The sequence below is a fragment of the Rathayibacter agropyri genome, from assembly GCF_013249015.1.
In the GTDB taxonomy this organism is placed as follows: domain Bacteria; phylum Actinomycetota; class Actinomycetes; order Actinomycetales; family Microbacteriaceae; genus Rathayibacter; species Rathayibacter agropyri.
In genome coordinates this window covers 496,205-515,588 of the sequence record NZ_JABRPL010000002.1, presented here as the reverse complement: position 1 = coordinate 515,588, position 19,384 = coordinate 496,205, and the positions used below count along the sequence as shown (strand labels likewise).

Here is a 19,384-nt window from a genome sequence, read left to right as displayed (position 1 = left end):
CGGAGCCGGAGGCTGGCACCGGCCCGCCGGTAGCATCGACAGGTGATCAGCACCATCGAGCGCATCGACGTTCTCCGCGAGCGGCTGCAGGAGGCGCGGCGGGCCGGAAAGCGCGTCGCACTCGTTCCGACGATGGGGGCGCTGCACGCCGGACACCTGGCGCTCGTCGCCCGGGCGCGCGAACTCGCAGACATCGTCGTGGTCTCGGTTTTCGTGAACCCGTTGCAGTTCGGGCCGACCGAGGACCTCGACCGCTACCCGCGCGACCTCGCTGGTGACACCGCACTGCTCGACGCGGCAGGGGTCGACGTCGTCTTCGCGCCACACGTCGCCGAGATGTATCCCGATGGAGCCTCCTCGACACGCGTTGTCGCCGGCCAGGTCGGCGAGCTCTACGAGGGTCGCTCGCGGCCGGGGCACTTCGACGGAATGCTCACCGTCGTTGCGAAGCTGCTGAACATCGTGCAACCCGATTTCGCGGTGTTCGGGCAGAAGGACGCGCAGCAGTTATTCCTCGTGCGGCGGATGGTCGGCGACCTCAACCTCCCTGTCGCGATCGAGGGCGTCGACATCGTGCGGGAGGAGGATGGACTCGCCCGCTCCAGCCGCAACCGCTACCTCGACGACGAGCAGCGTCGAGCGGGACTCGCGCTGCCGCGACTCCTCGCCGCCGCTGCCGCAGCGGCTGACCGCGGTGCCGACGCGGCGATCGACGCGGCGCACGCCGTCGCGCGGGACGAACCGCTCGTTAGGCTGGACTACCTCGCCGTGGTGAATCCCGCGACGCTCCTCCCGGTCGATGCCGACCACCGCGGTCCGGCCCTCGTGCTCGTCGCCGCGCGTGTCGGCACCACCCGCCTCCTCGACAACGGCCCGATCCTGCTCGCCTGATCTCGGCCGTCCGCCTCCTACCGAAAGCACTGCGCCATGGCCGACACTCCCGACGCCCCCGTGCCCCCGACCGAGCCGACCGAGCGCACCGCCGCCGAGCAGCAGGCGCTCGACCAGGAGGCCTCCGAGCAGAAGGCCGTCCGCCTCGGCAAGCGTGAGCGTCTGCTTGAACTCGCCGGCGACGATCTTGGCGCGGGTGCCTACCCGGTCGCGGTCGGGGTCACCGACACCGTCGCGGCCGTTCGCGCGCGGCACGAGGACATCGAGCCGGATGCGAAGACCGGTGAGCGCGTCGGCCTCGCCGGGCGGATCGTCTTCCAGCGCAACACAGGCAAGCTCTGCTTCGCGACCCTCCAATCGGGCGATGGCGAGCGGATCCAAGCGATGGTGTCGCTCGGCGAGGTCGGCGAGGAGTCGCTGGCCGCGTGGAAGGAGTTGGTCGACCTCGGCGACCACCTCTTCGTCGCCGGTGAGGTCATCTCGAGCAAGCGCGGCGAGTTGAGCGTCTGGGTCTCGGAGTGGACCATCGCCGCGAAGGCGCTCCTTCCGCTGCCGAACCTGCACAACGACCTCGGCGACGAGACCCGGATGCGCCAGCGCTACCTCGACCTCATCGTGCGGCCCCAGGCCCGCGAGACCGTGGTGACCCGGGCGAGGGTCAACGCCTCCCTCCGCAGCACCTTCGCGGCGCACGGATTCCTTGAGGTCGAGACGCCGATGCTCCAGGTGATGCACGGCGGCGCCTCCGCTCGCCCCTTCGCCACGCACTCCAATGCGTTCGACACCGAGTTGTACCTGCGCATCGCGCCCGAGCTCTACCTCAAGCGCGCGGTCGTCGGAGGCATCGACCGGGTCTTCGAGATCAACCGCAACTTCCGCAACGAGGGCGCCGACTCCACCCACTCGCCCGAGTTCGCGATGCTCGAGGCGTACCAGGCCTACGGCGACTACACCTCGATCGCCGACCTCACCCAGGAGCTGATCCAGAATGCGGCGCAGGCCGTCGCCGGCTCGCACGTCGTCACCTGGGCCGATGGCACCGAGTTCGACCTCGGCGGCGAGTGGGACCGGCTCTCGATGTACGAGAGCCTGTCGCTCGCGGCCGGCATCGCGATCACTCCCGAGACTCCGCTGATCGAGCTCGAGACCCTCGCCGCGCGCGAGGGCGTCGACGTTCACGTCCCCACTCACGGCAAGTACATCGAGGAACTGTGGGAGCACTTCGTGAAGGGGGGCCTCACGCGCCCGACCTTCGTGATGGACTTCCCAGTCGACACCTCGCCGCTCGTGCGCGCGCACCGGAGCGTCCCGGGCGTCGTCGAGAAGTGGGACCTCTACGTCCGTGGCTTCGAGCTGGCGACCGGCTACTCCGAGCTGGTTGACCCTGTCGTGCAGCGCGAGCGCTTCGTCGAGCAGGCGCGCCAGGCCGCGGCGGGTGACGATGAGGCGATGCGCCTCGACGAGGACTTCCTCCGCGCGCTCGAGCATGGCATGCCGCCGACGGGCGGGATGGGGATGGGCATCGACCGCCTGCTGATGGCGATCACCGGCCTCGGCATCCGCGAGACGATCCTGTTCCCGCTGGTCAAGTAGGTCGAGAGGCGTCGGCGTCCGCCGGGTCGGAAGGCTGAGAAGTCGACGCCCCGGCTTTCCCTGGCGCGCGAATCACAGGTCCCCCTGGTTCCACTCGAAGAGCCGAGCGGCGAGCAAAGCCGTTGCGGCTCCAATCGCCGTCATCGTCAGCCAGAGCCAATACACCGAGAGGAATGGTGCCGTTCCCGCGATATCGGCGCCGACCGCCTGCATAAACCACGTGCTCGGGAGGGCGTAGGTGAAGGAGCGGACGACATCCGGGAAGACGTCGAGCGGTATGACGCTCCCTGACGTCAGGATCACGACGACCGGCAGGAATCCCGTGATCTGGGTGATCAGGTCCGGATTCGACGACCGGCTGGCGAGCAGGTAGGCGAACGCGAAGAGCATCGCGAGCCCCAGGACGAGCGTGACGAACAGCCTCACAACGTTGAATGATTCGACGTATCCCTGCATCCAGGCGATTCCGACGATCACGAGGGCTTCCGCCATCCCGAGAGCGAACCGGACGGGGCTCTGCGCGAGGATGAACGACATCCGGCGCACAGGCGTCGTCCCGAGCAGACGAAGCGTCCCGCGCTGACGCAGCGCAACGAGCGGCACCGACGTGCCCATGAACGCGATCGCCATGAACCCGGTCACCAGGACTGTTACTACAGATCTGATGCGGATGGCGTCGTGACGGTAACAGGTTTCCGAGAGGGAAGTAAGCCCGACAGCACGCAGACGTGGACGACGCAGGACTTCGGTGATGACATCAAATGCTGGCTAGGGATTGTTGGGAGTGGCGTCGGTGGGGCATTTAGTGGAACGGCAGTGGGCACCGCCACCTTCTGTTGACGGAGCGTGCATCATGGAGAGTATGGATTTCACCTCATGGAGAACGATCCGCTGGTTCCTGCTCTTCCAGGGTGCGCTGGCGGTATTTTTCTTTTTTCTCGGCGCGCCGATCGGGGGGTGGCTGTGCTTGGTCGTGCCCTCATTCGTCACCGCGCTCACCTTGATTACTCGAGCGAGGCAGAAGGAAGAACGGCCGCGCAACGAAGAGCGTCATCAGGACTCATAAAGACAATCTCGTAGGGCTATCGATATCACCCCCTTCTACTCGAATCCGCGCGGATCAACGTGAACGGTCACAGCGCCTTGGACGAGGCGACCGCGCCGGGGCCGATCCCAGTGGCAAGCAACGCTGCGGTCGGCTCGGACAGCCGAGCGCGTAGCGCGCCTTAGTGGGACTCGGCATCCGCGCGCCGATCCTGTTCTCCGCTGGTCAAGTAGGGTCGCAGTCGGCGGAGGCGACTCCGCAGACACCGCACACGCTGACTCCACTCGCGCAGCCATCACGGCGCAGCGACGGCAGTTCAGCCACGACAGCGGCCTCCCGGGCCGGAGGGGGGAAGACATGCCCAGGGCATCCGGCATCGTCGCGGCAGCAGTGGCCGTCGTGCTGACGATTGCGCAGTTCGGCGTCGGCGCTGTCGTCGCCACCTCGGTGGTCACCTCCTCCGGCCACGTCGGCGCCGGGCTGGCCGACCGTCGAGCGGCGGAGGGGTTCACGCCGGACGCCACGGTCGCAGGCTTCGCGGAGCGCACCGCCATGTCCAAGCGAGGCCGTGCCCTCTATTACGCGTCGCACCCGTCCGTCGAGCCGACCGCAGGCTTCAACGCCCGCTGCGGCTACGGCGCCTCGGACGAGATCGTCCTCGGGTGCTACACCGGCACTGACATTTTCATCTCGGACGTCTCGAATCCCGACCTCGACGGTGTGCGTGACGTCACGGCAGCGCACGAGATGCTGCACGCCGCGTGGGCGCGTCTCGATTCCGACGAGCAGGCCGAGCTGGGTGCCGAGCTCGAGGCGGTGTACGCGGCGCTCCCGCAGGACGGCGCGGTCGCCGAGCGGCTCGAGCTCTACCGCACCGGCGGGCTTGGCGAGCGGGTCAACGAGCTGCACTCGATTCTGGGCACCGAGGTCGCCGATCTCCCGCCGGCCCTGGAGGCGCACTACGCGGAGTTTTTCGACGATCGTTCCGTCGTCGTCGGGTTGAACGCGCGCTATGAGGCCGTCTTCACCAACCTGGAGAACCGGATCAAGGATCTGGTCTCCCGCATCGAGACGATGTACACCGACCTCAGCGCTCGGGTCGATGCGAACAACTCCGAGTACGACGCGCTCAACTCCCAGATCGACAGCTTCAACGCCCGGGCCAAGAGCGGAGCCTTCTCGTCGTCCGCGGAGTTCGAGGCCGAGCGCGCGGACTTGCTCGCGCGCGGGCAGGCGATCGATGCCACCCGCTCCGCCATCGATGCGGATATCGCCGTGTACGACGGCCTCCGGTCCGAGCTTGAGGGACTGAACTCCGACGCGGCGGCCCTGAACAAGTCGGTCGCGAGCACGTAGAGGGGAGCTGCTCCGGCCGCTGAGCGAACGGGCTACCCCCTCCGTGGACGGGCTTTCGGAGGCCACGGGTAGGATCGCCAGCATGGACTGGGAGCTGTGGAACCAGGGGCTGTGGGCCCTCGTGCCGACGATCACCGTCGGACTCATCTTCTGGTTCGTCATGCGAGCGCTGATCCGCTCGGACCGCAACGAGCGCCGCGCCTACGACCGCATCGAGGCCCGCGAGCGCGCGCGCCGCGGCCTGCCGCCTCGCGACGCCTCCTGACCACCGCCGAGCCGCGGCCCTTCAGCGCGTTCGGTGATCGGCTCTGCACGACGAACGAGGAGGCGCGGTGCCTGCACCGGACTGGGCGGTGATCCTCCCGATCGCCGCGGTCGTCGTCGAACTTGTCGTGCGGGTGATTGCCGTCATCGTCGTTCCGCGCAACCGTCGACCCACGACGGGCCTCGCCTGGCTGATGGCGATCTTCCTGATTCCCTACGTCGGCATCCTGCTGTTCCTCTTCATCGGGAGCTACCGCCTGCCGCGCAAGCGCCGCCGCAAGCAGCAGGAGATCAACCGCTTCATCCTCGACTCGACCGACGGGATCGACAGGGTCGCCCGGGAGCATCCGTGGCCGCAGTGGCTCGACTCGGTCGTCACCCTCAACCGCAACCTCGGAGCGATGCCGCTCGTCGGCGGCAACGACGCGCGCCTGCAGGGCGACTACGAGCAGACGATTGAGGCGATGGCCCGTGAGATCGACCGTGCCCGACGCTACGTGCACTGCGAGTTCTACATCCTCGCCGCCGACTCGACCACGGCGCCTTTCTTCGATGCTCTTGACCGCGCGATTGCGCGAGGAGTGCGGGTGCGGATTTTGCTCGACCACATCGCGTCGATCCGCGTCCCGGGCTACTACAGCGGAACGTACCGCCGCCTCCGCGCACTCGAGCGGGCCGGGGCGAGCTGGTCGTACATGCTGCCCGTGCGGCCCTGGCGGGGGCAGTATCAGCGTCCGGATCTGCGTAATCACCGCAAGCTGCTCATTGTCGACGGCACGGTGGCCTTCATGGGCTCGCAGAACGTCGTCGACTCGAGCTACAACAAGCGCGGGAACATCCGCCGGGGTCTGCACTGGCACGACCTGATGGTGCGCCTCGAAGGCCCGGTGGTGCAGGGCATCAACGCGATCTTCATCACCGACTGGTACAGCGAGACCGATGAGCTGATGCTGCGCGAGTCGGAGCCGATGGAGGCGCTGCAGCAGCGCGACACGATTGACTGCCAGGTCGTCCCCAGCGGGCCGGGCTTTGAGGGCGAGAACAATCTGCGGCTGTTCCTCACCCTGCTCTATTCGGCGCAGAAGTCGATCATCATCACGAGCCCGTACTTCGTCCCGGACGAGGCGATGCTCTACGCGATTACGACGGCGACGAGACGTGGCGTGCACGTGGAGCTGTTCGTCTCGGAGATCGGCGACCAAGCGGTCGTCTACCACGCTCAGCGCTCGTACTACGAGACACTGCTTACCGCGGGCGTGCGGATCTGGATGTATCGCACGCCGACCATCCTGCACGCCAAGCACTTCACCATCGACGACGACGTCGCTGTGATCGGCTCCAGCAACATGGACATGCGCTCGTTCACGTTGAACCTCGAGGTCTCGCTGATGGTGCGCGGTGCCGAGTTCGTCGAGGACCTGCGACAGGTGCAGCAGGAGTATCGCGAGCATTCCCGGGAACTGACTCTGCGGGAGTGGCGCCAGCAGCCGCTCCGCTCGACACTGCTCGACAATCTGGCGCGGCTCACCTCGGCGCTGCAGTGACGCGCGCTGTCCCCCATCAAGGGGATTGCGAGTATAACTCAATTACCCTAGGCTCGGGACTCGGTGCCTTATTGCTCCGCGTCATGAAATGGAGTCCTCACGGTGGTCCCTCGAACGACCCTCCTCAATCCGGTATCCGTCCCGATGAGTCCGGGGCTCCGCTCTGTACGCCTTCGCGGGATGGATGGTCTCGCTGCTGCCCGTCGCACGGTCGACATCCGAGTCGACAAGCAGCTCGACTTCCGGATGGACCTTCTCGTCGGGGCGGTCGACCGGGTGCGCGTGCTGCACGTCGTCAGCACGGCGTTCGCAGTTCGCTGGCCGAATGTGGGCTCGAGCCCCGCCTCCTCCGTCTTTCTGCTGCCGATGGAGGGAACCCTGAGTATCGAGACAGAGGCGGGCTGTACCGCCGTGACCGACGGCGGGCTGGCGCTCTCGGCTGAGGAGCCGGTCGCGATCCGGACATCACGGCCCGCCCGGTTCCTCGTTCTCTGCATCGACGCGGTCGAGGGCGACCGGATGCACCGTCTCGACGGCGCGAACCGACTTCCTCCATCGCCGGTCATTACCACGGCCCGGACCGTGCTTCGAGCGTTCCTGGGCGACCTCGATGTCGAGCACCCCATGCAGGCCGACTACCTCCAGGGCACCGTGCTGCGCCTCGGGCGACTGCTCGGCGCCGTGCGGGAGGAGCACACTGTCAGCGGCCTGGGCATGCATGACATGGTCGAGGCGGCTGTGCAGGTAATCCTGGCCGACTACGCCGACCCACATCTCGATCCTGCAACGGTCGCCTTCCGCTGCCAGGTCAGCCTTCGCTCGTTGCAGCGGGCCATGGCTCAGGAGCGTCGGACCACCCTGCGCGACCTGATCATGTCCATCCGCACCAGGAACGCTCTGCGTCTGGTCGCCGCCGCCGCCAGTGAGGAGGTCCCGCTCGCCGAGATCGCGAGCAGCACTGGCTTCACGTCGGCGGACCGGCTCCGGCGGGCCATCGCCGCCGAGACCGGGGTCTCACCGGCGGAATATCGGCGTAGGCGGCTGCTCGGCGGGCGCGAGACGGTGTCCGCGGGGTAGGCGAACGCCGTCGCTTGTGTCTCCGGCGCGCGTCGCGCAAGGCCCTGGTCGTGCTCGCCAGCCGCGCGTACCGTCGGACCGTCCTCAGCACCACTCGGTTCCGCCTGCTGGGCGCCGGGTTCGAGAAGGGAACGGACATGACGGCATCCCGCACGACGCGCATTCTCATCCTCGGCGGCGGCTACGTCGGCCTGTACACCGCCTGGGGCCTCGAGAAGCGGCGGGGAGAGACGCCGATTGACGTCACCCTGGTCGAGCCGAACCCCTACATGACCTACCAGCCGCTGCTCCCGGAAGTCGCGGGCGGCCACGTGCAGCCCCGGCACGTCACGGTCCCGCTCGTCTCGGCGCTGAAGCGCACCCGCGTCATCCGCGGCGCGATCACCGGGGTCAGCCTGGCCGAGCGCATCGCGACCGTCGCGGCGCTGGACGGCTCGACGCGCACGCTTGAGTTCGACCAGGTCGTCTTCGCGCTCGGCGCCGTGACCCGTACCTTCCCGACGCCCGGCCTCACCGAGCACGGCATCGGCTTCAAGACGGTGGAGGAGGCGGCGCACCTACGCGACCGCGTCATCGAGAACATCGCGAAGGCGGCGCTCACCACCGACACAGTGGAGCGCCGCCGCCTGCTCACCTTCGTCTTCATCGGCGGCGGCTACACCGGCGTCGAGGCGTTGAGCGAGCTGCTGGACCTCAGCCGTCGCACCCTCGCCGCTCAGCCCTCGCTCTCGATGGGCGATGTCGCCTGGCACCTCGTCGAGGCGCTTGACCGCGTCGCTCCGGAGGTGGGCCCCGAGCTTTCGGCGTGGACGCTCGATCACCTCCGCTCGCGCGGCGTGCACATCCACCTGAAGACGACGATGCCTTCGTGCGAGGGCGGCGTCGTCGAACTCTCCTCCGGCGACCGCATCCCCTCGGCGACCATCGTCTGGACCGCGGGCGTCAAGCCGAACCCGATCCTCGACGCGACCGACGCGCCGCGCGGACCCAAGGGGCACGTCATGGCGGACGCGCGCCTGCGCGTCATCAGCGAGGACGGCGAGCCTGTCGGCGGGGCGTGGGCCGCCGGTGACGGTGCTCAGGTGCCGGACCTCACGGCGGAGAAGCAGCCGGCCTACTACCCGCCGAACGCCCAGAACGCAGTGCGGCAGGCCAAGCTCCTCGCGCGCAACATCATCGCCGACCTCGCCGGTGGCACCGTGGAGGAGTACCGCCACGCCTCCGTCGGCACGGTCGCCGAGTATGGGATCGGCAAGGGCGCAGGCCTGATCAAGGGAGTCAGGTTGCGGGGCTTCCCGGCCTGGCTCGCGCATCGCGCCTATCACGGCATGGCGATGCCGACCCTGGACCGAAAGTGGCGGATCATCACCGGCTGGCTCGCCGATGCGGTCGCTCCGCGCGACCTGTCGCCGATGAGCGCGCTGCAAGACCCGCGCCGTGCCTTCCGCGAGACCGCCGAGTCGACCGACCGTGCTGCTGCTCGTGCCGCCGCCGCGGAGTCAGAACCGTCCTGACCTGCCCGCGCCCACTGTCCAAAAGTTGTCGCACTCGAGCCCGAGTGCGACAACTTTTGGACTCTCGCGCTCGTTGCTATCCCGGTGCTCGCGTCTTCGGAGCGGAGCGGAGCGGAGCGGCAGAGCAGGCGGCAGGTTAGGGGACGCTGCAGGCCGGCTCTACAGCACCCCGGTTCGACGGAGTCGAGACGGCCGGCTCGTCCACGTTGGCGTCCGGCTCCGGCACGCTAATCCGTGTCGCTCCGGAGTCGTCTCCACCGCCGATCGCCGCGAGGACCGTTCGGTGCACGAGTTCTGTGTCCGGCCGCTCCGGCAGCGTCAGTGGTTCGCCCAGTTCGATGCGGACGAAGGGATGAGTGCGCGCCGCGTTCGCAAGCCGGGCCAGAGCGGGAAGAGCGCTCGTCGGGAGGCTCGTCGCCACGTTCTCGGATCCGGAGCGCGCGATCGCTGTGAAGCGGGTCAGTACGGTCAGGGGATCGACCTGGCGGAAGAAGGCCGCCTGCAGGCAGGCCTGGCGCTCGGAGCGGTCGGCGTCGGAAGTGTTCACCCGGGAGCGGGCATACCAGAGGGCCTCGGAGCCGTCGAGGTGCTGCAGACCGGTAGGGATCGGCGGCCCGTACTCGACCGGACGTCCGCTGCCGTCGTCGGGCACTCCTGCCTGGAGCACTGGTCTGGTGTTGAGGACCGAGACCCCGCCCAGCGCATCGACGAGGTCGATGAATCCGGTCATCCGGATCGAGACCGTCGCAGAGACGGTGAGACCGGTGTACCCCTCTACTGCATCGCGCATGGCGGCAGCGCCCGGGTCCGGCTCGTCCGGGTACAGCTCAGCGTGCGTCTCTCCGTACTGGTAGAGGTGGTTCACTCCGCAGCCGGCCATGCACCGCGTGCCCTCCGGCAGTGCCCGGGCCAGAGCAGACCCCTCGGGGTAGAGAAAGTTCGACGCGGTTCTCGGGATGCCGAAGAGGACGCTCCCACCGGTGACGGCGTCGATGCTGACGAGGGTCAATGAGTCGGGTAGGAGCACCTGGTCGCGGTTCGGATCGGCGTCGAGCCCCATCAGAAGAATGTTGTAGCGCCCATCTACGGGCGTGATGCCGCGGCCGGAGGCGAACACCGAGGTGAGCAGGTCGTGCTGCGCAACGGCGGCGGTCACCCACCAGGTTGTTGCGCCCAGGGGCAGAGCCGCCGCGACCACGGTGACGAGGGCGAGCGCCGCTCGTGCCCGCCGACGCGGACGCGCGAGGAACGCCGCCGCGACGGGACCCGAAAGCCAGAAGAGACCGAGGCCCCCACCGAGGGTGCCCGAGACGGCGACAGCGGTGGGATCTGTGGCGAGTCGCACGAGGAGGGACGGATCGGACGCAACCACCCCGCACAGGACGAGTATCCCGACGCTGGCGGTCGCGGCTACCCCGAGACGCACAGCAGCGGCTCGACGCGCGCCGAGGAGCCGGTGTCCGAGGCCCGGGACCAGCAGCGAGACGGCGACCGCGGCGAGGAGTCTTCTCGTGCTCACCTGACCGGATGTGGGGACGGGCGGGTGAGGAGATATGCTCCCCGACCCGCCCGTCCCGTCACTCATGTTCCGAGGTCTCAGACGCTCGCGCGGCGACGGCGCGCCACGAGGAGTCCGCCCGCTCCGGCGAGGAGGAGAGCAGAGGCGGCGAGGGCGAGCCCGCCCGTCTCGACTCCGGTCTCGGCGAGGTGCGGCAGGGCAGGGGTCGGCTTCGAGCCTGTGTCCGTGGCGGAAACCGTGGCGACGGGAGTTTCGGTCGGTGTGTCGGTCGGGGTCGACTTCGCGGCAGCACCGCCGTCGAGTGTCGCGCTGGTCAAGATGCGCCCGTAGGAGTCCATCAGGGCGACCCTGTGCGGATCAGTCGTCCACTCGGCGCCGATGGTCTGGGTGACGGCGGCGTTGGCGATCGTCGGAGTGCCGAGCGTCGTCCGGTCGGAGTAGATGACGACGCTGGTCGACAGCCCGTCCAGGTCGTTGTCCCCTGCCCAGGAGATGTTCGAGAACGTGAGATCGAAGGGCTGGCCCAGCGCGTAGCTCGAGGGTGCGACGGTCGCAGTGGTGAACGGAATGATGTAGGGCTGGTAGCTGCTCTCCGCGGGCGCGACGACCGTGGGCACGGCGCCCTGGATGACAGCGGTACCAGCGATCGGGTCGACGTCGTACGTGACCTCTTCGCCGCGGTAGATCGCCGCGGTTGCCTCTGGCTGGGGCGGCAATTCGAAGTCCGGGACGACCGCGCTCGGGCTGAAGAAGTACAGGCTGACCGGGCCGGCGAAGTTGACGATCCGGGCCGAGCCCTCGGCGTCGAGCGACGCCTTCTCCAGCGTGAGCTTCCCGCCCTTGCCAGAGAGCGAGCTGGGCAACTGTGACTGGACGAAGACGTCGTAGCCCGCGTAGGCCGGACCGGCATCGACCGTGATGCCGCCACCGTTGTAGCCGAGGGCCTCCTCGCCACTTGTCGTCTCGGAGGTAGGAGCGGCCGAGGCGGGGGCCGCTGTGGCGAGGACGAGGCCGAGGGTCGCTGCGGCGAGAGCTGCGGTGACGAACGGATGCGAGCGTGCTGTCATGTGGTGCTTCCTTCAGAAGTGTCGAGGCCCCCTCACGGCGAGTGGTGCTCGGACATCTTGGCGCAGATTCTCTTCGCCGTGCGTCCGTGACGTTTTCTGCCTGTCCTCCTTCGTCGAGACGACCGCCCATCGCATGCCTCCTGTTGATCGGGCGTCCATGCGGCTTGAACGAACGGCGCGGATTCAGCAGGAGTTGCTGCGGGAGCTGACGCCGTGTCCGCTTCCGCTGCGCCGTCGAGGGTCGCGAGCGCGAGGACCCGGCCGGAGGAATCCGTCACGGCGCGCGGCCACCGTGACGGAGTCGATCCAGGTGCCGCAAAGCTGGCGCGCAACGCCGGATCCTGACCGGGCGTCGCACCAGGTCGCGAGATCCCGCTGTCCCCGAGTCGGCAGCTCGTCCTCGACCTGCCGTCGGGGGCCCACGTCGCCGAGGTCCGGCCGCGGCTGACCATGCCTGTCCGACCGCCCTCACGCCCAGGGCGAACAGGACTCCGCAGCGGGGCGAGCGCTGGTTACAGTCGACGTATCGGAGCCCACCCCTGCGGGTTCTGTAGGGAGTGACAGCATGTTCGAGAGATTCACCGATCGCGCGCGGCGCGTCGTCGTCCTGGCCCAGGAAGAGGCCAAGATGCTCAATCACAACTACATCGGCACGGAGCACATCCTGCTCGGGCTGATCCACGAGGGCGAGGGAGTGGCCGCCAAGGCGCTCGAATCCCTCGGCATCTCGCTCGACGCCGTGCGCGAGCAGGTGCAGGACATCATTGGCCAGGGGCAGCAGCAGCCGACCGGCCACATCCCCTTCACGCCCCGGGCGAAGAAGGTCCTCGAGTTGTCCCTGCGCGAAGCGCTGCAGCTCGGCCACAACTACATCGGGACCGAGCACATCCTGCTCGGTCTCATCCGCGAGGGCGAGGGTGTCGCGGCGCAGGTGCTGGTCAAGCTCGGCGCTGACCTGAACCGGGTGCGCCAGCAGGTCATCCAACTGCTCTCGGGTTACCAGGGCAAGGAGCAGGTCGCCGTGGGCGGTGAGCAGCAGCAGCCTCAGGGAGGCTCGCAGATCCTCGACCAGTTCGGACGCAACCTCACGCAGGCGGCGCGCGATAACAAGCTCGACCCGGTCATCGGACGCGAGAAAGAGATCGAGCGGGTCATGCAGATCCTCTCCCGTCGCTCCAAGAACAACCCGGTCCTGATCGGGGAGCCCGGCGTTGGCAAGACCGCCGTCGTCGAGGGCCTCGCCCAGGCGATCGTGCGCGGAGACGTGCCCGAGACGCTGAAGGACAAGCAGCTCTACACGCTCGACCTCGGCTCGCTCATCGCCGGCTCCCGCTATCGCGGAGATTTCGAGGAGCGCCTGAAGAAGGTCACGAAGGAGATCCGTACCCGCGGCGACATCATCACCTTCATTGACGAAATCCACACCCTCGTCGGAGCAGGGGCCGCAGAAGGCGCGATCGACGCTGCGTCGATCCTCAAGCCGCTGCTCGCCCGCGGCGAGCTGCAGACCATCGGTGCGACCACGCTGGATGAGTACCGCAAGCACTTCGAAAAGGACGCCGCCCTCGAGCGCCGTTTCCAGCCGATCCAGGTCGCGGAGCCGTCGCTGCCCCACACCATCAACATCCTCAAGGGACTGCGCGACCGTTACGAGGCGCATCACAAGGTGTCCATCACTGACGGCGCGATCGTCTCAGCCGCCAACCTGGCCGACCGCTACATCAGCGATCGTTTCCTCCCCGATAAGGCGATCGACCTGATCGACGAGGCCGGCGCGCGGCTGCGCCTCTCGATCCTCTCGGCACCGCCGGAGCTGCGTGACTTCGACGACCGCGTCGCCGTCGTCCGCTCGGCCAAGGAGGCGGCGATCGAGGACCAGGACTTCGAGAAGGCCGCGTCCCTCCGCGACGAGGAGAAGCAGCTGCTCGGTGAGCGCCTGCGCCTCGAGAAGCAGTGGAAGTCCGGCGACGTTAAGGCCACCGGAGTGGTTGATGAGGGGCTCATCGCCGAAGTCCTCGCCCAGGCGACGGGCATCCCGGTCTTCAAGCTGACCGAAGAGGAGTCGTCGCGGCTCGTCTTCATGGAAAAGGCACTGCACCAGCGGGTTATCGGTCAGGAGGAGGCCATTGCGGCCCTCTCGCGGACCATCCGCCGCACCCGCGCCGGTCTCAAGGACCCCAAGCGCCCCTCCGGATCGTTCATCTTTGCCGGCCCGACCGGTGTCGGAAAGACCGAGCTCGCTAAGGCGCTCGCCGAGTTCCTCTTCGATGACGAGAACGCGATGATCTCGCTCGACATGTCGGAGTACGGCGAAAAGCACACCGTCTCGAGGCTGTTCGGCGCCCCTCCCGGGTTCGTCGGCTTTGAGGAGGGCGGCCAGCTCACCGAGAAGGTGCGCCGCAAGCCATTCAGCGTGGTCCTCTTCGACGAGATCGAGAAGGCGCACCCGGACATCTTCAACTCGCTCCTGCAAATTCTGGAGGAGGGTCGCCTGACCGACGGCCAGGGCCGTGTCGTCGACTTCAAGAACACCGTCATCATCATGACCACCAACCTCGGTGCTCGTGACATCGCCGGTGGTCCCGTCGGGTTCCAGATCGAGGGAGACACCGCGACCGGCTACGACCGCATGCGCGGCAAGGTCAACGAGGAGTTGAAGAAGCACTTCAAGCCCGAGTTCCTCAACCGTGTGGACGATGTCATCGTCTTCCCGCAGCTCTCCAAGCCCGAGCTGCTGCAGATCGTCGACCTGTTCATCAAGCGCCTAAGCGACCGTCTGCTTGACCGCGACATGACCGTCGAGCTGACGCAGCCGGCCAAGGAGCGGCTGATCGAGGTCGGGTTCGACCCCGCCCTCGGCGCCCGCCCCCTCCGCCGCGCGATCCAGCGTGAGATCGAGGACCAGCTGTCCGAGCGGATCCTGCACGGTGAGCTCGGTGCGGGCGACCACGTTCATGTGGACTTCATCGACAACGGCTTCGTGTTCACCACGACGCCGCGGCTGATTTCGATCAGCGCCGGTGCGTCCTCCGGAGCGGCTACGGCCGGCCCGGCGACGCCCGACCTGATGGCGTAGCGGTTCGACCGTTTCGTGCCCGTCCCTCCTCTGAGGGGCGGGCACGTTGTCGTTCCCGGGCCTGTTGTGGTCGAGACACCACTCCGCGCAGCGAGGTACCACTCGCGGGGGCGGCGTCTCGCGGAGGGGTGGTGTCCCGCGGCCCTAGGCTGGTCGGGTGGCTGATTGGAAGTACCCGGTGCGCCGGGCGCGCACGAGCGATGTCCCGTTCATCCAGGAGTTGAGCGAGCCGCTCGTCAACGAGCGAATCCTCCTCGGTAAGGACCGCGTGGTGCTCTATGGCGCCGTTCAGGAGTTCCGGATCGCCGAGGACGGCGACGGCACCGCCATCGGCTGCGGTGCGCTGCACGTGATGTGGGACGACCTCGCCGAGGTGCGCACCCTCGCGGTCTCGCAGGACTGGCTCGGCAAGGGTGTCGGCCACCACATCCTGGAGCGCCTCGAGAACGACGCCCGCGAACTCGGCCTCACGCGGCTGTTCTGCCTCACCTTCGAGGTCGACTTCTTTGCTCAGCACGGCTTCGAGCCGATCGGTGAAAAGGTCGTCAACCCTGAGGTGTACGCCGAGCTGCTGCGCTCGCCCGACGAGGGCGTCGCCGAGTTCCTCGACCTCGCCCGAGTCAAGCCGAACACTCTTGGCAACACCCGCATGCTCAAGACGCTGTGACAGCTGATTCGTCGTAGCCTGTCTCGGTGACTCCGCCGCCCCGCCGCCTGCCCTCCCGGGTCTACCGGCGACGCCGGGCCGGGGTCCTGCTCGCGCTGGTTGTGATCCTCGTCGGTCTCGCGGTACTCCTCTCACTGCAGCCGTGGTCGGGTGCATCCGACTCGCAGCCGAGCCCCACTCCGACGGCCTCGCTGCCCACGCTCTACCCTTCGACCTCGCCCGAAGCGACGCCCGGAGCAGCCCCCGGCGCGACGCCCGGCGCGGCCCCCGCATGCACGGCCGACTCCGTGGCCGTCACGGCCGTCACCGATGCGACGAGTTACGCGCCCGGCGCAGAGCCGCAGCTCTCACTCTCGCTGACCAACACCTCCAGCACCGATTGCGTGATCGACGCCGGTACCAGCAAGCAGGTCTTCACCATTACCAGCGGGTCGGAGCAGATCTGGACCTCGACCGACTGCCAGACCGGTGCCGCCGACCTCCCGGTGCTGCTCCAGGCGGGCCGTTCGGTGACGGGGAGCGCGCTGATATGGGACCGCACTCGCTCCTCCGCCGACACCTGCTCGGGCGGGCGTGAGGCGGTCGAGGCAGGAGGCGCGACCTACAACTTGTCGGTGTCGGTCGCGGGGATCCCCTCTGGCTCGCCGACGCAATTCCTGCTTCAGTAGTCCACCACGGGGGATGTTCCTCGCGGGGGACGCGCGTTGCATGCAGGCATGTGGACGCAGATCGGCACAGTGTGAGCGCGCTTTCGGGAGCTCGGCACAGCGGTCACCGCGTTCCAGACCGCTCTCGGCAAGCGGGTGACGGAGGCAGGGCTTAAGGGCCGACCGTCGGCGGGAGCGTCGCGCTGCTCCTGGTGCTGCTCCTGGTGGAGACGGCGCGGGCTGCCGGTCAGCCTGCGGGGACACGCTCGGGCCTGATGCGCTCTGGCACGGGAACGAGCGCGTGCGTGATGGCGCTCGAGAGCGTGAAGGCGCTCGAGTCGAGGTGGGAGGGGTGGCCGAGCCGTGTCGCCTCGCCTGCGCGCTGCTTCGCGCCCGAGGCAGGGCGGATGTCACCGGAGAGGCTGATCTCGCCGAAGGCCGCGATCCCCGGGCGCAGCGGCGTGTAGGCGTGAGCGGAGGCGATGGCGACCGCGATGGCGAGGTCGGCCGCTGGCTCCATCAGCTTGACCCCGCCCACCGTCGAGACGTAGACGTCGCAGCGGCGCAGCGGTAGGCCGGCCTGCCGCTCGAGGACCGCCAGAATCATCGCTACGCGGGAGGGATCGACGCCGTTCGTGACTCGACGAGGATGCTCGCCGTCGTTTGCGATCACGAGTGCCTGGATCTCGACGGGGAGCGCGCGGCGCCCCTCCATCGCGACCGTGACGCAGATCCCGGGCGTCGGGAAACGGGTTCGGCTGAGGAAGAGGCCGCTCGGGTCCGGAATTTCAGCGATGCCCTCGGCCGTCATCTCGAAGCAGCCGACCTCGTCCGTCGGGCCGAAACGGTTCTTGAGCGAGCGCACGAAGCGAAGGGCCGTCTGACGGTCTCCCTCGAAATGACAGACGACGTCGACCAAGTGCTCCAGCAGGCGTGGGCCGGCGATCGAGCCGTCCTTCGTCACGTGGCCCACGAGCACGAGGGGGAGTGCCCGCTCCTTGCAGACTCGGATGAGGGTCGCCGCCACCTCGCGCACCTGGCTCGGGCCACCCGGGAGGCCTTCGATGGTGCTGCTCGCGACGGTCTGCACCGAGTCGACGATGAGGAGGTCCGGTAGAACCTCATCGATCTGTCCGAGGACGGTCCCGAGATCGGTCTCGGCCGCAAGGAAAAGGCTGTCGTGCATAGCACCCGTGCGCTCGGCCCGCATGCGCACCTGCGCGGCCGACTCCTCTGCACTGATATAGAGAACCCGCTGACCCTCGGCCGCAGCCCGGCTCGCCACCTCGAGCAGGAGGGTTGACTTGCCGACCCCCGGCTCTCCTGAGAGCAACACAACCGCGCCGGCGACGATGCCCCCTCCGAGCACCCGGTCGAGTTCGCCCACGCCTGTAGGACGGTGGGCGGCCGACGTCGTCTCGATCTGCGTGATCGGCCGAGCGATACGACCGGCCGCCGGAGCGACGGCGGCGACAGCGCGCAGGATGCCTGTGCGCTCCGTGCTCTCGACCACGGAGCCCCACTGGTGGCACTCTCCGCAGCGGCCGACCCACTTCGCGGTCGTCCAGCCGCATTCTGAGCAGCGATACGCGGCGGTGCGTGTCTTCGAGGAAGCCATGAGGTCCTTTCGGGGTGAAGAAGGAAACGCGCGCGACGCTACGGGGGACCACCGACAATGTCGTTGCGTCCGGTGTCGTTGCCGCCGGTGTCGTTGCCGCCGGTGTCGTTGCCTCCGGTGTTGTTGCGTCGGGTGCCGCGGCGGCTGCAGCGGCGTCGAGCGCCGCTCTCTCGAACGTGTATTCGACAGTACCCTCGACCACCGACGCGGGAGCCGGGCCACGCCATCCCTGGGGATGCAGCAGCAGAAATCGCGCTGTGGAGGAGGCTTTCGCTTGATCGCTGCCCAGAGAATGTCGGAGGTCTGCGCGAGACTAGGGACATGCCGTCGACAGTGCACGTTCTCAAGTCAGGTCGCCCGCTTGGAGTCACCTCGTCGGGGCCCGAGGGCGCGGAGCAGGTTCTCGTGCTGGCGCACCCGGCACCCGGGTCGTCCGACTTCGATCCCGACCCCGACGCGACCGCGGGCCACGGAGTGCGCCTGCTCTCCTTCGACCGCCCAGGCTACGGCGCCTCCGCGCTCCTGACCGACCTCGACGCAGCCGGCGAGGGTGCTGGCGCGAGCCCCGAGCAGGCCGCCGCCGACATCGCCGAGTATCTCGCGGCCGTAGGCATCGCCTCCGTCTGCGCCGCAGGCTGGTCGGCAGGCGGCCGCGTCGCCCTGGCACTCTCCGCCAACTACCCGGGGCTTGTCGAGCGCGTCGCCGTGATCGCGACGCCCGCGCCCGACGACGCCGTCCCGTGGGTCGGCGACGAGAACCGCGCTGCGTTGGAGGCGCTCGCCGCGCTCCCGCTCGCGGAGGCCGTCCGTTCGCTGAGCACCTCCCTCGAGGCGGCCCTCGGCGCTGCCCCCAACCCCGACGCGCTCCTCGGGATGCTCGGCGCCGCCGAGGCGAACACTTCGATTCTCGACGCCCCCGGCGTACGCGGGCGCCTTGACCGCATGCTTGAGCGCGCAGTTGCTCAGGGCACCCTCGGCATGGCGGCCGACCTCATCGGGTACGGCGTGCAGGAGTGGGGCTTCGCGGTGGAGGATGTTGTGTCGCCGACACTGCTGCTCTACGGCGCGGAGGACGCAGTCGTCGGCCGCCGTCACGCCGAGTGGTACGCCACGCGCCTGCCCGACTCGCGTCTTGAGTTCGTCCCAGGCCGAGGCCATCTACTCGCGATACCGGAGTGGGAGCGCGTGCTCACGTTCCTCCTTCCTGCCTGAGCGCGCCGGTCGCTGCGATCTACCCGATTGGCGCGGATTCCGGCCGACGCGTACACTCCATCTCGGTACCGTGTCCGAGCGGCCGAAGGAGCATGTCTCGAAAACATGTGTGGGCTTGCGTCCACCGTGGGTTCAAATCCCACCGGTACCGCCACTTTGAGGCCCTCTACTTTCTCGGAATGATGCGGAAGTAGGGGGCCTCAGTCGGTTCCTGAGGACGAGGGTGGCAACGCCGTGGCAACAACCGCACAAGGCGTATCCAGCTGAACCAGCTGTGCTGCCGAGAGTCGCGGG

Annotated in this window: 16 protein-coding genes and 1 tRNA gene; 13 read left to right on the top strand and 4 right to left on the bottom strand. The window is 68.2% G+C overall.

Annotated elements, in window-relative coordinates:
- Positions 1-42 precede the first annotated feature (42 nt).
- A complete protein-coding gene (panC, locus tag HRF29_RS08060) occupies positions 43-891 on the top strand; it encodes a pantoate--beta-alanine ligase (RefSeq protein ID WP_173247272.1) in 849 nt (282 codons plus the stop codon).
- Positions 892-927: 36 nt separating this feature from the next.
- Complete coding sequence (gene lysS, locus HRF29_RS08055) at positions 928-2,484, top strand: lysine--tRNA ligase (RefSeq protein WP_173247269.1); 1,557 nt, start codon at positions 928-930, stop codon at positions 2,482-2,484.
- Between the two features lie 72 nt (positions 2,485-2,556).
- Here the strand turns inward: lysS and HRF29_RS08050 are convergent, their stop codons facing one another.
- A complete protein-coding gene (locus HRF29_RS08050; RefSeq protein WP_281357303.1) occupies positions 2,557-3,129 on the bottom strand; it encodes an ABC transporter permease in 573 nt (190 codons plus the stop codon).
- Between the two features lie 217 nt (positions 3,130-3,346).
- Between HRF29_RS08050 and HRF29_RS08045 the strand changes: the two genes are divergently transcribed.
- The 6 genes from HRF29_RS08045 to HRF29_RS08020 all read left to right on the top strand — a co-directional run bounded on the left by HRF29_RS08045 (position 3,347) and on the right by HRF29_RS08020 (position 9,284).
- The gene (locus tag HRF29_RS08045; RefSeq protein ID WP_173247263.1) at positions 3,347-3,550 is read left to right on the top strand and encodes a hypothetical protein; all 204 of its coding nucleotides are present in this window, start codon (positions 3,347-3,349) and stop codon (positions 3,548-3,550) included.
- A gap of 336 nt (positions 3,551-3,886) precedes the next feature.
- Positions 3,887-4,885: a hypothetical protein gene (locus HRF29_RS08040; RefSeq protein ID WP_173247260.1), complete on the top strand. Its 999-nt coding sequence runs from the start codon at positions 3,887-3,889 to the stop codon at positions 4,883-4,885.
- Between the two features lie 82 nt (positions 4,886-4,967).
- Positions 4,968-5,150: a hypothetical protein gene (locus HRF29_RS08035; RefSeq protein ID WP_173247257.1), complete on the top strand. Its 183-nt coding sequence runs from the start codon at positions 4,968-4,970 to the stop codon at positions 5,148-5,150.
- Between the two features lie 67 nt (positions 5,151-5,217).
- Positions 5,218-6,693, top strand: coding sequence for a cardiolipin synthase (gene cls / locus HRF29_RS08030; RefSeq protein ID WP_173247254.1), 1,476 nt, complete (start codon positions 5,218-5,220; stop codon positions 6,691-6,693).
- Positions 6,694-6,873: 180 nt separating this feature from the next.
- Positions 6,874-7,770, top strand: a complete 897-nt coding sequence (locus HRF29_RS08025; RefSeq protein WP_173247251.1) for a helix-turn-helix transcriptional regulator — start codon at positions 6,874-6,876, stop codon at positions 7,768-7,770.
- Positions 7,771-7,820: 50 nt separating this feature from the next.
- Positions 7,821-9,284, top strand: a complete 1,464-nt coding sequence (locus tag HRF29_RS08020) for an NAD(P)/FAD-dependent oxidoreductase (RefSeq protein WP_343043691.1) — start codon at positions 7,821-7,823, stop codon at positions 9,282-9,284.
- Positions 9,285-9,420: 136 nt separating this feature from the next.
- Here HRF29_RS08020 and HRF29_RS15330 read toward each other — a convergent pair whose 3' ends face one another.
- Together HRF29_RS15330 and HRF29_RS14910 are read right to left on the bottom strand one after the other, a co-directional pair.
- Positions 9,421-10,803, bottom strand: coding sequence for an LCP family glycopolymer transferase (locus HRF29_RS15330; RefSeq protein WP_173247248.1), 1,383 nt, complete (start codon positions 10,801-10,803; stop codon positions 9,421-9,423).
- Between the two features lie 77 nt (positions 10,804-10,880).
- Complete coding sequence (locus HRF29_RS14910; protein WP_246226820.1) at positions 10,881-11,870, bottom strand: LPXTG cell wall anchor domain-containing protein; 990 nt, start codon at positions 11,868-11,870, stop codon at positions 10,881-10,883.
- A gap of 565 nt (positions 11,871-12,435) precedes the next feature.
- Between HRF29_RS14910 and HRF29_RS08005 the strand changes: the two genes are divergently transcribed.
- The 3 genes from HRF29_RS08005 to HRF29_RS07995 all read left to right on the top strand — a co-directional run bounded on the left by HRF29_RS08005 (position 12,436) and on the right by HRF29_RS07995 (position 16,281).
- Positions 12,436-14,946, top strand: a complete 2,511-nt coding sequence (locus HRF29_RS08005; protein ID WP_173247245.1) for an ATP-dependent Clp protease ATP-binding subunit — start codon at positions 12,436-12,438, stop codon at positions 14,944-14,946.
- 157 nt (positions 14,947-15,103) lie between these two features.
- Positions 15,104-15,613 (top strand): amino-acid N-acetyltransferase, encoded by a 510-nt coding sequence (locus tag HRF29_RS08000; RefSeq protein WP_173247242.1) that lies wholly within the window; start codon positions 15,104-15,106, stop codon positions 15,611-15,613.
- Positions 15,614-15,639: 26 nt separating this feature from the next.
- Complete coding sequence (locus HRF29_RS07995) at positions 15,640-16,281, top strand: hypothetical protein (protein ID WP_173247239.1); 642 nt, start codon at positions 15,640-15,642, stop codon at positions 16,279-16,281.
- A gap of 226 nt (positions 16,282-16,507) precedes the next feature.
- Here HRF29_RS07995 and radA read toward each other — a convergent pair whose 3' ends face one another.
- Positions 16,508-17,878: a DNA repair protein RadA gene (radA, locus tag HRF29_RS07990; RefSeq protein WP_173247236.1), complete on the bottom strand. Its 1,371-nt coding sequence runs from the start codon at positions 17,876-17,878 to the stop codon at positions 16,508-16,510.
- Between the two features lie 321 nt (positions 17,879-18,199).
- Between radA and HRF29_RS07985 the strand changes: the two genes are divergently transcribed.
- Together HRF29_RS07985 and HRF29_RS07980 are read left to right on the top strand one after the other, a co-directional pair.
- Positions 18,200-19,090 (top strand): alpha/beta fold hydrolase, encoded by an 891-nt coding sequence (locus HRF29_RS07985; protein WP_173247233.1) that lies wholly within the window; start codon positions 18,200-18,202, stop codon positions 19,088-19,090.
- 64 nt (positions 19,091-19,154) lie between these two features.
- Positions 19,155-19,244: transfer RNA gene (locus HRF29_RS07980), tRNA-Ser, on the top strand.
- Positions 19,245-19,384 lie beyond the last annotated feature (140 nt).

Bases quoted from the DNA above. Each gene is read 5' to 3' on its own strand.
- HRF29_RS08045 (WP_173247263.1), top strand. From the start codon at position 3,347: ATGGATTTCACCTCATGGAGAACGATCCGCTGGTTCCTGCTCTTCCAG.
- lysS (WP_173247269.1), top strand. From the start codon at position 928: ATGGCCGACACTCCCGACGCCCCCGTGCCCCCGACCGAGCCGACCGAG.
- HRF29_RS14910 (WP_246226820.1), bottom strand. From the start codon at position 11,870: ATGACAGCACGCTCGCATCCGTTCGTCACCGCAGCTCTCGCCGCAGCG.
- HRF29_RS08025 (WP_173247251.1), top strand. From the start codon at position 6,874: ATGGATGGTCTCGCTGCTGCCCGTCGCACGGTCGACATCCGAGTCGAC.
- HRF29_RS08040 (WP_173247260.1), top strand. From the start codon at position 3,887: ATGCCCAGGGCATCCGGCATCGTCGCGGCAGCAGTGGCCGTCGTGCTG.
- HRF29_RS08005 (WP_173247245.1), top strand. From the start codon at position 12,436: ATGTTCGAGAGATTCACCGATCGCGCGCGGCGCGTCGTCGTCCTGGCC.
- HRF29_RS07985 (WP_173247233.1), top strand. From the start codon at position 18,200: ATGCCGTCGACAGTGCACGTTCTCAAGTCAGGTCGCCCGCTTGGAGTC.
- HRF29_RS08035 (WP_173247257.1), top strand. From the start codon at position 4,968: ATGGACTGGGAGCTGTGGAACCAGGGGCTGTGGGCCCTCGTGCCGACG.
- radA (WP_173247236.1), bottom strand. From the start codon at position 17,878: ATGGCTTCCTCGAAGACACGCACCGCCGCGTATCGCTGCTCAGAATGC.